Annotated in this window: 13 protein-coding genes; 4 read left to right on the forward strand and 9 right to left on the reverse strand. The window is 65.8% G+C overall.

Going from position 1 to position 13,230, the window contains the following annotated elements; translation table 11 throughout:
• Window positions 1–357 precede the first annotated feature (357 nt).
• The 4 genes from ACTZWT_RS03640 to dnaG all read right to left on the reverse strand — a co-directional run bounded on the left by ACTZWT_RS03640 (window position 358) and on the right by dnaG (window position 5,450).
• A complete protein-coding gene (locus ACTZWT_RS03640) occupies window positions 358–690 on the reverse strand; it encodes a type II toxin-antitoxin system RelE/ParE family toxin (protein WP_444768340.1) in 333 nt (110 codons plus the stop codon).
• Window positions 648–929: a hypothetical protein gene (locus ACTZWT_RS03645; protein WP_444768341.1), complete on the reverse strand. Its 282-nt coding sequence runs from the start codon at window positions 927–929 to the stop codon at window positions 648–650. Before ACTZWT_RS03645 ends, ACTZWT_RS03640 begins: the two co-directional genes overlap by 43 nt.
• A 69-nt stretch (window positions 930–998) precedes the next feature.
• Entirely contained in the window at window positions 999–3,131 is a 2,133-nt protein-coding gene (gene rpoD / locus ACTZWT_RS03650) for an RNA polymerase sigma factor RpoD (protein WP_444768342.1), read from the reverse strand.
• A gap of 267 nt (window positions 3,132–3,398) precedes the next feature.
• Complete coding sequence (gene dnaG, locus ACTZWT_RS03655; protein ID WP_444768343.1) at window positions 3,399–5,450, reverse strand: DNA primase; 2,052 nt, start codon at window positions 5,448–5,450, stop codon at window positions 3,399–3,401.
• 218 nt (window positions 5,451–5,668) lie between these two features.
• Here dnaG and ACTZWT_RS03660 point away from each other — a divergent pair, with 218 nt between their 5' ends.
• From ACTZWT_RS03660 to ACTZWT_RS03670, 3 genes are all read left to right on the forward strand, one after another.
• Complete coding sequence (locus tag ACTZWT_RS03660) at window positions 5,669–5,989, forward strand: BrnT family toxin (RefSeq protein WP_444768344.1); 321 nt, start codon at window positions 5,669–5,671, stop codon at window positions 5,987–5,989.
• Entirely contained in the window at window positions 5,931–6,248 is a 318-nt protein-coding gene (locus ACTZWT_RS03665) for a BrnA antitoxin family protein (protein ID WP_444768345.1), read from the forward strand. The genes ACTZWT_RS03660 and ACTZWT_RS03665 overlap by 59 nt, the downstream gene beginning before the upstream one ends.
• 293 nt (window positions 6,249–6,541) lie before the next feature.
• Window positions 6,542–6,784 carry a hypothetical protein gene (locus ACTZWT_RS03670; RefSeq protein ID WP_444768346.1) on the forward strand — a complete coding sequence of 81 codons (243 nt, stop codon included), beginning with the start codon at window positions 6,542–6,544 and terminating at the stop codon, window positions 6,782–6,784.
• A 230-nt stretch (window positions 6,785–7,014) separates the two neighbouring features.
• On the opposite strand, the gene ACTZWT_RS03675 is transcribed toward ACTZWT_RS03670, so the two are convergent.
• Together ACTZWT_RS03675 and ACTZWT_RS03680 are read right to left on the reverse strand one after the other, a co-directional pair.
• Entirely contained in the window at window positions 7,015–7,419 is a 405-nt protein-coding gene (locus tag ACTZWT_RS03675) for a gamma-glutamylcyclotransferase family protein (RefSeq protein WP_444768466.1), read from the reverse strand.
• A gap of 34 nt (window positions 7,420–7,453) precedes the next feature.
• Entirely contained in the window at window positions 7,454–8,368 is a 915-nt protein-coding gene (locus tag ACTZWT_RS03680; RefSeq protein ID WP_444768347.1) for a transglutaminase family protein, read from the reverse strand.
• Between the two features lie 88 nt (window positions 8,369–8,456).
• Here ACTZWT_RS03680 and ACTZWT_RS03685 point away from each other — a divergent pair, with 88 nt between their 5' ends.
• Window positions 8,457–9,251 (forward strand): N-formylglutamate amidohydrolase, encoded by a 795-nt coding sequence (locus ACTZWT_RS03685; protein ID WP_444768348.1) that lies wholly within the window; start codon window positions 8,457–8,459, stop codon window positions 9,249–9,251.
• A gap of 259 nt (window positions 9,252–9,510) precedes the next feature.
• Here ACTZWT_RS03685 and ACTZWT_RS03690 read toward each other — a convergent pair whose 3' ends face one another.
• From ACTZWT_RS03690 to ACTZWT_RS03700, 3 genes are all read right to left on the reverse strand, one after another.
• Window positions 9,511–10,128 (reverse strand): LysE family translocator, encoded by a 618-nt coding sequence (locus ACTZWT_RS03690; RefSeq protein WP_444768349.1) that lies wholly within the window; start codon window positions 10,126–10,128, stop codon window positions 9,511–9,513.
• A gap of 83 nt (window positions 10,129–10,211) precedes the next feature.
• On the reverse strand, window positions 10,212–11,060 hold the full coding sequence (locus ACTZWT_RS03695) for a DUF2189 domain-containing protein (protein ID WP_444768467.1): 849 nt from the start codon (window positions 11,058–11,060) through the stop codon (window positions 10,212–10,214).
• 376 nt (window positions 11,061–11,436) lie between these two features.
• Window positions 11,437–13,044, reverse strand: a complete 1,608-nt coding sequence (locus ACTZWT_RS03700; protein ID WP_444768350.1) for an acyl-CoA synthetase — start codon at window positions 13,042–13,044, stop codon at window positions 11,437–11,439.
• Between the last annotated feature and the right edge of the window lie 186 nt (window positions 13,045–13,230).

Genomic DNA, 13,230 nt, shown 5'->3' on the forward strand with positions numbered 1-13,230 from the left:
GCACGACGCACAGCGCCCGTGTCCCTCACCCCAGCCCTCTCCCGCAAGCGGGAGAGGGAGCGCGCCGCGCTCCTTCTCCCCTCCCCCTTGCGGGGAGGGAGCCTACCCCGGACTTGATCCGGGGTCGGGGGTGGGGGGCCGCGGGCACTGCGACTCGTGGCACCCCCACCCCGGCCTCCGCGGAGCCTGTGCCCGGACGCAAAGCGCCGATCCGGGTGCTCGGCCGACCCTCCCCGCAAGGGGGAGGGGGACCGATAGCCGTCGGGCGGATCAGCCGAAGGCTTCATCCGCCGCGATTGGTGACGGTGGGTTACGGCTGCGCCTGACCTACCCTACGGCTCCTCGTATTTGGACGGCCTACGTGTCGCGCTGCTCGCGGCTGTGGAAGACGCGCAACATCAGGACCGCTTCGGCATCGAACGTGTAGCGGAGTACATAGACCGCGTTGAGCACCGGCAGATTGAGCTCGCGATAGCCGCCGGGGCCGGGACGCCCGATCCGCGGATAGTCGGCAATCAGCCGCGCCTGCTTGACGATTTCGGCCGCGATGCGATTTGCGATGGCGGGATGGTTGTCGCGGAGAAATTCGGCGAAGCGTTCGAGATCGGCGACGGCAGTTCCGACCAGACGAGCTTCACGGTGGACTTCTATCGGTTTCTGGGAAACGGCTTGTAGTCGGGCGTGCCCCATGTGGCGAGCCAGCGCTCGACCTCGTCCTGCGGGTTGGTCGCTTCCTCGCCGGATTTGATGGCGGCCACCTGCCGATCGAGTTCGACGAGGTCTTCGGGGGAAATGTCGACCGGGGTATCGGCCAGCGCCGTCAGGCCCGCGACCAATTCGGCGACCGAGACGCCCTGCGCGTCGGCGCGTTCGCGAAGACGGGTTGCGGTGGTCTCGTCGACCTCGATCAGGTGCCGCTTTGATGCCATCGGCTCTGCCTCGGCTTCATCACAGGTGGAAGGTGGGCACGGCGCTGCGCGCCTTTGCCCACCCTACGATTAGTTATCCAAAAAGCTCCGCAGCTTCCGCGAGCGGCTCGGATGCTTCAACTTCCGCAGCGCCTTGGCTTCGATCTGGCGAATGCGCTCGCGGGTCACCGAGAACTGCTGGCCGACTTCTTCCAGCGTGTGGTCGGTGTTCATGCCGATGCCGAAGCGCATGCGCAGCACGCGTTCTTCGCGCGGGGTCAGCGAGGCGAGCACGCGCGTGGTGGTCTCGCGCAGGTTCGACTGGATCGCGGCGTCGATCGGCAGCACCGCGTTCTTGTCCTCGATGAAGTCGCCGAGATGGCTGTCCTCTTCGTCACCCACCGGGGTTTCGAGCGACAGCGGCTCCTTGGCGATCTTGAGAACCTTGCGGACCTTCTCCAGCGGCATGCCGAGCTTTTCGGCGAGTTCTTCGGGGGTCGGCTCGCGGCCGATCTCGTTGAGCATCTGCCGCGAAGTGCGCACGATCTTGTTGATCGTCTCGATCATGTGCACCGGAATACGAATGGTGCGGGCCTGGTCGGCGATCGAACGCGTGATCGCCTGCCGGATCCACCATGTCGCGTAGGTCGAGAATTTGTAGCCGCGGCGATATTCGAATTTGTCGACCGCCTTCATCAGGCCGATATTGCCCTCCTGAATGAGATCGAGAAACTGCAGGCCGCGGTTGGTGTATTTCTTGGCGATCGAGATCACCAGACGAAGGTTGGCCTCGACCATTTCCTTCTTGGCCTGGCGCGCTTCGCGCTCGCCCTTCTGCACCGAGTGTACGATCTTGCGGAATTCGCCGATCTCGAGCCCGGTCAATGCGGCCATCGACTGGATCTCCTGGCGCAGCTCGCGGATCCGGTCCTTCTCGTGGTGGACGAAGTTCTTCCAGCCCTTGGCGCTCAGTTTCGAGACGCGGTTGAGCCAGCGCGGATCGAGCTCCGAGCCCTGATAGTTGCGCAGGAAGTCCTCGCGCGCCACGCCGTGGCTGTCGCCGAGCCGCAGCAGCCGGCCCTCGAACGACACCAGCTTCTTGTTGATGTCGTAGAGCTGCTCGACCAGCGAATCGATACGCGCCTGGTTGAGCCGCAGCGACTTCACCTCGACGATGATTTCGTCCTTGAGCTTCTTGTACTTGCGCTCCTGCGAGGGCGACAGCTGCTCGTTCTGCAGCTGGTTGGCGATGTCCTGCTCCTGCAGCTTGCGCAGCTTCTTGTAGTTGTCGGCGATCTTGTCGAAGGTCTCGACCACTTTCGGCTTGAGCTCGGCCTCGATCGCGGCGAGCGACATCTGGTTCTCGAACTCGTCGTCGTCCATGTCGCCTTCGGCGGCGCCTTCGCCACCACCCTCGCCGGCGGCCGGGGCCGCGGCGGGCGCCGCGCGCTGCTGCGCGGGACGGAACGGCGTCGCCGACGGCGGCGCGGCGGGCGGCGCGACATGCGCGGGCGCGCCGGCGTCGCCTTCGCCCTCGGCGGTGGTTTCCTCGCCGCCATCGCCGGCCATCGCCGGGTTCATGTTGGCCTTGGCGTCGGGGCCCGCATAGGTGGCTTCGAGATCGATGATGTCGCGAAGGAAGATCTTGCCTTCGTTGAGCTCGTCGCGCCAGATGATGATCGCCTGGAAGGTCAGCGGGCTTTCGCAGAGTCCGGCGATCATCGCCTCGCGGCCGGCCTCGATCCGTTTGGCGATGGCGATTTCGCCCTCGCGCGACAGCAGCTCGACGGTGCCCATCTCGCGCAGATACATGCGGACGGGATCGTCGGTGCGCTCGCCGGGCTCGGACTTCTTGGTCTCGGTGACCGCCTTGGCGGTGACTTCGACGAGGTCGTTATCGGGCTCTTCCTCGGCCTCGTCCTTGGCGTCCTCGTCGTCGCTGTCGCTTTCCTCGGCCTCGGACACGTTGATGCCCATATCGGACAGCATCGACATGATGTCCTCGATCTGCTCCGGCGAGGTGGTGTCGGACGGCAGCACTTCGTTGAGCTGATCGAAGGTCACGAAGCCGCGCTTCTTGGCCTGCTTGATCATCTTCTTGACGGCCGCGTCCGACAGGTCGAGCAACGGCGAGGGAGCGTCGGCGGAGTCCTTCTCCGGCGCGTCGGCCTTGTCGTCCTTTTCCTTGTCTTTCAACTGAACCGTCTTCGCCTTGCTGGCCATTCACTGCTCCTGAACGCGCGCATGACGATCGCGTCGCCGCGTCGCCAAAAAACTCGCCTTAAACTTGCCTTGCCGGGTGAGACGCGCAAAGGGCGGCGCTCGCCTGCGCCACCCGACACGATCCCGTTTGGTGGTTTCCCAAAAATGGTGCCCGAAGGCCTTCTACCGGAATGCCGTTAAGCCCTTACTAACCCTGTTTTTGCAGCCAATGCGCGGGTTTGGCGAGTCTTTTCACGGCACCCGCCGTATCAACCGCCGCGAACCCGGTCACACGCTCCGATGGAACCGGCCCGATGACTGGCCGAATCCCTCGATCAGCGCCTCAGTCCCTTCCACTTCCGAGAGCCGTGCCTTGACGTCCCTCAACCAGGCGACGTTGGCCTCGCTGCCGTCTTCACCCAAAGCCAGCTCGGCATCCTTCAATTCCCTAAGTAAGGAGTGAGATTGTCGATGCAAGGCAACGAGTTGCTGCCACGTCGAAAGAACGTCCTCGGGCGCCGCATCGGGCCCCGCGCCCCACACCGCGTGGGTCGTGATCGCGCGTTCAAGGCGTTGCAATTGCTCGGATAAACCGGCCTTGGCGAGATCGGCCCGGAGTTTCTCGGACTGCCCGGCCGGATCGTCGGCATGGTGAAGGTCACCCGCAAAGGCGGCGATGATCGCCGCGCGCAGCCGGTGCGCCTCCGGATGGGCGAATTCCAGCGCGGCGACCTCTTCGAGGTGGTCGTGCAGCAGCCAGGGGTGATTGAGCAGCGATTGCAGAATCAGCGCCTCGCGGCGGGACAGCGCACTGCGCTGGCCGCGCATGATCGGGCTCGACGCCAGATCGGGGCTGGAGACCTGATACGGCCCGCGCCCCTGCGGCGGCGAGCTGAGCCCGGTCTGCCGGCCGAACGGCGCATATCGGCCGCCGCCCTGTGGAAAACTCCCGCGCGGCGCAAACCGGCGCCCCGAATCAGCGCCACCGCGCGCCCCGCCGCCGGCCCGGAAGCCGCCGCCGAAACCTCCTCCGAAGCCACCCTGCGGCGCGAAGGCGGCGCGCAGCCGCTCGGCCCAATCCTGGCGGTAATAGCGCCGCACCACCTCGTCGCGGATGCCGTTGGCGAGCTCGTTGATCCGCGCCTCCAGCGCCGCCCGGCGCTCCGGCGTGGCGAAACTGCCGCCTTCGGATTCACGCGACCACAACAGATCGGCGAGCGGCCGGGCCACGCCGATCACCTCCTCGATCGCCAGCCGTCCGCCGGCGCGGGCGAGATCGTCGGGGTCCTGGCCCTCGGGCAGCAGCGCGAAGCGGAGACTCTTGCCGGGCTTGAGATGCGGCAGCGCCAGATCGGCGGCGCGATACGCCGCCTTCTGGCCGGCGCGGTCGCCGTCGAAACACAGGATCGGCTCGTCGGCCATCTTCCACAGCAGTTGCAGCTGGTTCTCGGTCAGCGCGGTGCCGAGCGGCGCGACGGTGGCGGCGAAGCCCGCCGTCACCATGGCGATGACGTCGATATAGCCCTCGACCACGATCACCGACGCGGCGCCAGTCGGCGTCGCCTTGCCGGCCGCGTCGTGCGCAGCCTTGCGGGCGGTGGCGAGGTTGTAGAGGTTGTCGCCCTTGTGAAACAGCGGGGTTTCGGGCGAGTTCAGATACTTCGCCGCGACGTCCTTCTCCAGCGCGCGACCGCCGAAGGCGATCACCCGGCCGCGGATGTCGGTGATCGGAAACATCACCCGGTCGCGAAACTTGTCGAACGGCACCGGGATGTCGTCGCCGGCCGACAGCAGCCCGGCCTCGATCATGCTCTCGACCGAAACGCCGTGACCGCCGAGATGCTCCTTCAGCGCGAAGCGATCCGGCGAGGCGTAGCCGATGCGGAATTTGACCTGGGTCGACGGCAGGATGCCGCGATCGGCGAGATAGCCACGGGCGCGGGCGCCGGCGCGCGAGGCGAGATTCTCGGAGAAGTACACCGCCGCCATTTCCATGACGTCGTAGAGCGAGCGGCGGCGCTGCTCCTGGCGCGCTGCGTCGGGCGTCGCGGCCGGCAAGGCGAGGCCGGCCATCGCGGCGAGCCGCTCGACGGCTTCGGGGAAATCCACCCCGTCGGTCTGCATGACGAAATCGAAAATCGAGCCGTTCTTGCCGGACGAGAAGTCGAACCACGCCTGCTTCTCGTCATTGACGAAGAACGACGGCGTCTTCTCCTGCTGAAACGGCGACAGCCCCTTCCACTCCCGCCCGGCCTTCTTCAACTTGACCCGACGGCCGACCACCTCCGACACCAGCAGCCGGGCTTTCAACTCGTCGAGAAATTGCGGCGAAAAGCGCATGGGGTTCGGAGGCTCTGGGTCGGGCGCGGTGGCGCCAACCGACTAGGGATATAGGGACAATCGAGGCAGAGGCGTAGGGCGGCAGAGTTCTCCCGGCTATTCACAGCCAGCCAGTTGTCACCCGACATACGATCGTATATACAGTTCGGAGAAAAGAAATTGGGAGGACCGCCTGCGTGGGCAGCGATTAATTGGCTCTAACGCATGGATTCTTTCCCATGGAAGAGGAATTCGACCTCATATCCGTCATCGGATTTGAGTGGGATGACGCAAAGAATAGACGGAATCTCGTTAAGCACGGCCTCGATTTCGACGAGGCGGCGGAGGTTTTTTACGATCGGATCGCTCTTCGCCGATCGGATCGCAACAACGAGGAGCGGTGGATCGCTGTCGGAGTATCCCACGGCCGGATCGTCACGGTGATCTTCACCCGACGAGACGACAAGATCAGGATTATCTCCGCGCGACATCCGAGACCCAATGAAGAAAGAGACTATCGTCACGCGCAAATGGGGCGACCGGAGGAAGGGCAAGACTGACTGGGCCCGCTTCGACGCCATGACTGAAGCGGAGATCGAGGCCGCGATCGCCAGCGATCCCGATTGGGCCGGGACCGAGGATATCGACTGGTCAAAGGCCGAGCTGATCATGCCCGCCGCCAAGAAGCCGATCTCGATTCGGCTCGACGAGGACGTGCTGACGTTCTTCAAGCGCGACGGCAGCGGCTATCAGCGACGGATCAACGCCGTGCTGCGGTCCTATATGGAACAGATGAGCAACCCGAAGCGGCGAGCCTGACCGGGATTCGATTGCGATCACGCAACTCTTGATTTTAGGCATCCTGCAAATGCATGCCAGTCCTCGCAACATTCCGCATTGCGGTATGAAAATCCAACGTTAAATCAAGGTCAATTCGCAACTGCGGCAGATTTGATCTGTCTCATTGCTGCACCGCAGAAGCGGGACTTGAGTGTCGCACCCACGCGCGATGCGCGGGAGTCGAGGGAGAGCGATTCACCAAGGTCCAGGGCTCACTTGCGCCGATTCCGGCAACGGAACCGGGCGCAGTCGACCAATAAGGAGCCAGAACCATGGCGAATTGTAACTGTTGCAATGTGGAAATGACGTCGCTCGGCGTGGAGACCGTCGACGGCGTCTACGCGATCCACTCCTGGAAATGCGACGATTGCGGTCACGCGCTCGACATCGCGACCGCGGCTGTCGACGCCTACGACTTCCCGAGCTTCTGCCTCACCGAGCCCGGCAATCCGGAATGGCTGACGCTGCTGCCGCTGGCCGGCAACGCCCATATCGAACTTCATCTGAACCGCTAGATCGCTCAAATGCAGAGTCGTCATCCTGAGGTGCGCGCGTAGCGCGCCTCGAAGGATGCGGCGAAGGGCACCTGCGGCCCATCCTTCGAGGCCCGCCGCGCCGCGCATAGCGCGGCCCAGCGGGCACCCCGGATCAAGTCCGGGGCAGGCTCTCAGGATGACGGCGGCGGTCGGATCGCAAGGTCTGATTCCATCAATAGCAGAACGGCTCCAAGTCCGCCGACGCAGCTTCAGCCGGCACTGTCCGGCCGAAATCGCCCAGAGACGATCCGCGGCAGGTCCGCGACCTCCCAGTTGTAGATGTAGACGAACACCTCGATCGCGGCGCCATTCGCCAGCGTGACGCTTGCGATGTCGCGCCGATACTCGGCCGGTTCGGCGTCACCCGGTCCGCAGCCTTCGTAGTCGTCGAGCTGCGCCAGCAGCTCGCGTGGCCGCCTCATCCTGAATACTTCGCCGAACACGATGTCGGCGGGAACGGCGGCGGCGACCAGGCCCGGATAGTGCCGGATCCGGTACAGCCGGCCCGGCATCGTCGCCGGGCCGAGACACTCGGCTTCGACAGACAACAGCCGCGCCATCGGATTGTCGAAGCCGCGCATCAGCGTGCCGTAGACGAACAACCGATCGAGCATCGCATCCGGCTCAGCCATCGACTCAGCCATCGACTCAACCCTGCGCCGCCGCACTCACTTCGCGCGGCGCATCGTCTCCGGCCGAGACCACGTTGATGCTGACATCCATCCGCAGAAACTCATCGGCGCCGCCGAAATAGCTGCCGTGCAGCGGCACCGCCTGCATCGGATCGCGCGCCACCGCCACCCGCACCAGATCGCGGCTGCCGATGATGCCATTGGTCGGATCGAACTCGATCCAGCCGGCGCTCGGCAGATAGACCTGAACCCAGGCGTGGGTCGAGCCGCCGCCGACATAGCCATGCGCGCGGTCGCCATGCACGAACAGATAGCCGGAGACGAAGCGCGCGGCGATGCCGAGCCGGCGCAGCGCCTCGATCATCAGCAGCGCGAAATCGCGGCAGGTGCCGGAGCGGGTCTGCAGCGTGTCGAGCGGATGCTGGGTGCCGTGGGCATGGCGCTTGCGATAGCTGAACGCGCCGCGGATGCCGTGGGTGAGGCCGCTGAGGATATTGAAGGTCGGCGTCGAGCCCTGGGCATCGAGAAAGCTGAGTGCCCAGGCCGACAATTCGCCATCCGGATCGCCATATTGCGGGCGGATGAACGGCTCGAGGTCGGGAAACTCCTCCTCGTCGTACATGAACGGATAGAAGAACGCGCGGTCGTCCGGCGTCAGCGCGAAATCTTCGCTCGGATGATGCTCGACGGTGGCGGTGGAATCGAAGGTCAGCGTGGTCGCGCGCCGGTCGAACGTCGCGATTGCGACGCTGTTGCCGAACACGTCGTGGATCCAGCGCAGCGTCGCCGGCTGCGGCGTGATCACCAGCGCGCCCTGCAGCATCCGCAGATCGTGACCGTCGCTCGGCCGCAGCATCACCCGGTGTTCGCCGAAGGCGACCGGACGGGCGTAGTGATATTCGGTGCGGTGATAGATGGTGAGTAAGGGCATGGGCAACGATCTGGATCTCGACTTTGCGGCGCCGAAACGATACCAGCAACGTCCGGGGCGGACTGCTGATTTGATAGGCATTTCAGACATGAGCGGCGCGAATGAATCCCTACGCCTCGACGACGGAGATGTTCCGGTCATCGAGCGAAATCCGGCGGGAGAATCGCCGTTTCTGCTGGTTTGCGACCATTACGGGCGCAAGATCCCGTCGCAGCTCGGCGATCTCGGCCTGCCCGAAGCCGAACTCACCCGGCATATCGCCTGGGATGTCGGCATCGCCGGCGTCGCCGAGCGATTGTCCGACGCGCTCGGCGCGCATCTGATCGCGCAGCGTTATTCGCGGCTGGTGATCGACTGCAACCGGCCGCCGAGCGCCGAGAGCTCGATCCCGCTGGTCAGCGAGACCACCACGATCCCCGGCAATGACGGGCTGACGCGCGAGCAGGCCGAGGAGCGGCGGCGGCTGATCTTCGATCCGTATCATGCCCGGATCGAGGCCGCGATCGACGCCCGCCTCGCCGCCGGACGGCCGACCATCCTGCTGGCACTGCATTCGTTCACGCCGGTGTATCACGGCATGGCGCGGCCCTGGCACATCGGCACGCTGTATCAGCACGACAGGGTGCTGCCGCCGCTGCTGCTCGCCGAGCTGCGCCGCGAAGAGGGACTCGTGGTCGGCGACAACCAGCCTTATGCGGTGAGCGACGCCACCGACTACGCGATCCCGGTGCACGGCGAGGCGCGCGGGCTGATCAATTCCGGCATCGAGATCCGCCAGGACCAGATCATGTCCGAGCAAGGTCAGGCGGAATGGGCAGAGCGGCTGGCGCGGGTGCTGACCGCGATCGAGGAAAAGCTGCGGGCGCGACAGGCGCTCAGTTGATGGCGTCTCACGTGACCCTCTCCCCGTCATTGCGAGGAGCGAAGCGACGAAGCAATCCAGCGGCCCGGTGCGCGGCGCTCTGGATTGCTTCGCTTCGCTCGCAATGACGTTGAGAGGCTGTCCGCGACCTAGACTCGTAGGATGGGTTAGGCGCTCTTGCGCCGTAACCCATCGCGACGTATCGCAGCGTCGCATCGGTGGGTTACGCGCTGCGCGCTAACCCACCCTACGGTTCTACGTTGACGCTTTCCCCGTCATTCTACTTCGCCCGGCTGAGCGCGAGCCAGACGCCGCCGCCGATCATGAAGCCGCCGGAGACACGCGACAGCAGCCGGGTGCGGCGGGCCGAGAACAGCGTCCGCGCGCGCCCCGCCAGCAGCGCGTAGACCGCGTCGGTGACGGCGACGATCGCCATGAAGGTCACGCCGAGCAGCGCCACCTGCGGGACGTGATCGCGCTGCATGTCGACGAATTGCGGGATGAACGCGCCGAAGAACACCAGCACCTTCGGATTGGCGAGCAGCACCACCAGCCCCTGCAGGAAGAAGCCGCCGCGCGGCGGCGGTGGCGGCGCGTCGCTCGCGACGCCCTGCACCGGATTGCGGATCAGCCCGATGCCGAGCCACACCAGATAGGCGGCGCCGAGCAGGCGCACCCAGTCGAACCAGGTGGCCATCGTCGCCATCAGCGTGGTCAGGCCGGCCGCCACCAGCGCGATGACGAGGCCGAGGCCGAGCTGCGCGCCGGCGATGTTGGCCAGCGCGGCGCGGCTGCCGTGGCGCAGGCCGTTGGCGATCACCAGCGTCACCACCGGCCCGGGCAGCAGCGCCAGCACAATGCAGGCGCCGACATAGGTGAGATACAGTTCGAGCGACATCGGCATTTCCATTCACGACCGGATTTCGGCGTGAAGGATAGCAGCGGCGCGGCGGCAATGCGAGCCGAGCCAGCCGCGCAACTTCAGTTGCGCGTCGCGGCCTGCGGCAGCGTCAGCACGTTGTCCGGCGCGGTCTCGGGCATCGTCTCGGGCAGCTCGGCCGCCACCGGCGCGACGATCTTGCGATACAGGTGCCAGGTGGTGTGGCCGAGGATCGGCAGCGTCACGACCAGGCCGAGGAAATACGGCAGCGCCGAGACCGCCAGCAGCAGCACGATCGCCGCGGCCCAGGCGATCATCGGCCCCGGGCTCATCACCACCGCGCGGACGCTGGTCAGCATCGCGGTGACGAAATCGACGTCACGGTCGAGCAGCAGCGGAAACGACACCACGGTCAGCGAGAACAGCACCAGCGCCAGCGCGGCGCCGACGCAATTGCCGACCGCGAGGAACACCAGCCCCTCATTGGTGGTCAGCACCACCGAGATGAATTCCTGCAGGCTGCCGAACGAGGCGCTGACGCCGAGGAACAGCGCGATCAGCAGGCGGACCTGATACATCCAGATCACGAACAGGAACAGCGTGACGAACGCCATCCAGCCGAGCTCGCCGCGCGTGCGGATCAGCCCGACGATCTGCATCGGCGACGGCTTCCTGCCGGCCTCGCGCTGGCGGCTGACTTCATACAGGCCGAGCGCCACGAACGGCCCGATCAGCGCGAAGCCGGCGGCGAGCGGATAGGCCAGATACACCATGTGCAGCGCGGTGAGACACAGCAGGATCAGCACGCCGCCGGCGGCGTAGAACGCGCCGAAGGCGAGGCCGTACAGCGGCGCGGCCTGGAAATCGCGCAGGCCCTGGCCGAACGCATCCGCGATATCGGCGAACGTGACGCGCCGGACGACGGGATCAACCTTACCGGAGATCGACATGGTCGACATGGTCGCTCCTCCCTGGTCAATGGTTGCGATGATCGCTTGTTGTTAGTTGCGCCGATTAGGCGCCGGGGTGCGGTCGGCGTCAATGGCCATGCGCGAATGCTGCATCACAAGATCGAGCGATGAGTTCGCGATGCAGCATTGGCACGCAGTGCAGCAAATGCGTCGTTGCTTTTCGGAGCTTCGATCGGGAGCGCGCTCACCTCTCCCCGTCATTCCGGGGTGCTCACGCAGTGAGCGAGCCCGGAATCCATAGCCCCTGCACTCGCGGGGTCGCGGGGCCGATGGCGGCCGCCTTCGCCCACCACGAACACCTGTGGTTATGGATTCCGGGCTCGCCGCTCCGCGGCGCCCCGGAATGACGGAGTGCCTATCCCTTCGCCCGCAACTCGCGGCGCAGCACCTTGCCGGTGGCGGTCATCGGCAGGGTGTCGGTGAAGGCGACGAGGCGCGGATATTCGTGGGCGGCGAGCTGGACCTTGACGAAATCCTGGATCTCGCGGGCGAGCGCGTCGCCCTTTTCAAAGCCCGGGCGCAGCACGATCCAGGCCTTGATCGCCTCGGTGCGGATCGGATCCGGCACGCCGACCACCGCGGCGAAGGCGACCGCCGGGTGCTTCATCAGCGTGTGCTCGATCTCCGACGGACCGATGCGATAGCCGGCCGAGGTGATGACGTCGTCCTCGCGGCCGTCGTACCAGAAGTAACCATCGGCATCCTGCGTGCCGAGATCGCCGGTGAGCAGGAAGCCGCCGGCGAACTTCTTCGCGGTCGCCTCCGCGTTGCGCCAGTATTCCAGCATGGTCACCGGATTGGGCTGGCGCACCGCGATGATGCCGCGCTCGCCGCGCGGCAGTTCCCGGCCCGCCTCGTCGACGATGCGGACGTCGAAGCCCGGCGTCGGCTTGCCCATCGAGCCCGGCCGGATCGGAAACAGACGGGCGTTGTTGCCGACCACGAGATTGCATTCGGTCTGGCCGTAGATCTCGTGCGCGTCGACGCCGAAAGTGGCGCGCACCCACTGGAGCAATTCGCCGCCGAGCGACTCGCCGCCGGTGAAGATGCTGCGCAGGCGCACGCCGTCGTGCTTCACATCGGCCTGCCGCATCAGCTTCAGCGCGGTCGGCGGCAGGAACACGTTGCGGATGTGGTGATCCGCCATCAGTTGCATCGCCGCCTGCGGCTCGAATTTCCTGGCGCGATGGCCGAGCATCGCGACGCCGTGATACCAGGCCGGAAACAGCGCATCGAACAGCCCGCCGATCCACGCCCAGTCGGCCGGAGTCCACATCAGGTCGCCGGGCTTGGGGAAGAAGTCGTGCGCCATCTCGACATTCGGCAGATGGCCGAGCAGCACGCGATGCGCGTGCAGCGCGCCTTTGGGATTCCCTGTCGTGCCGGAGGTGTAGATGATGATCGCCGGATCGTCGCAGGACGTATCGACGGTGTCGAACGCGTCGGGCGCGGCGTCGAGCTTCGACCAGAACAGGTCGACGCCGGCCGGCGCCGGCGCGCCGGTCACATAGATGTGCTGCAGTTCCGGCAGGCGGTCGCGGATCTTCAGGAGCTTCGGCAGTCCGCTCTCGTCGGTGACCACCGCGCGCGCGCCGGAATTCGACAGCCGATATTCCAGCGCGTCCTCGCCGAACAGCGTGAACAGCGGCACCGACACCAGGCCTGAGCGGAACGCCGCCAGATGCACGATCGGCAGCTCGATCGATTGCGACAGGAACACCGCGACGCGATCGCCGCGCGCGAGGCCCGCCGCGCGCAGCACATTGGCGAAGCGGCGCGAGGCGCTGGCGACTTCGGCGAACGACAGCCGCGTCACCGCGCCGGCCTCGTCGACATAGATCAGCGCCGGCTTGTCGCCGATCGCATGACGATCGCACGCCGCGGTCGCGATGTTGAAGCGGGCGGGAACGGCCCAGCGGAAGTTGCGATGCAGGGCGTCGTAGTCGGTCGTTTCGGTCAGCAAGGCGAGTCCCCGGTCACATTCTGATGATGGATTGATGCCGTTGTAGCGCCCTCCGCGGGTCGCCGACGAGTCCGAAATGCCGCTCGCAAGATTGTGCGCGGTGCAGGGCTTTGCATTGCAGCATTGCGCGGAACCGGGGCCGGCGCGGCGTGGTTCTCTCCGCATCCGATTGTTCCCCAGCCATGG

Origin of the sequence: Rhodopseudomonas sp. NSM, assembly GCF_052445935.1 — a bacterium.
Classification (GTDB): domain Bacteria; phylum Pseudomonadota; class Alphaproteobacteria; order Rhizobiales; family Xanthobacteraceae; genus Rhodopseudomonas.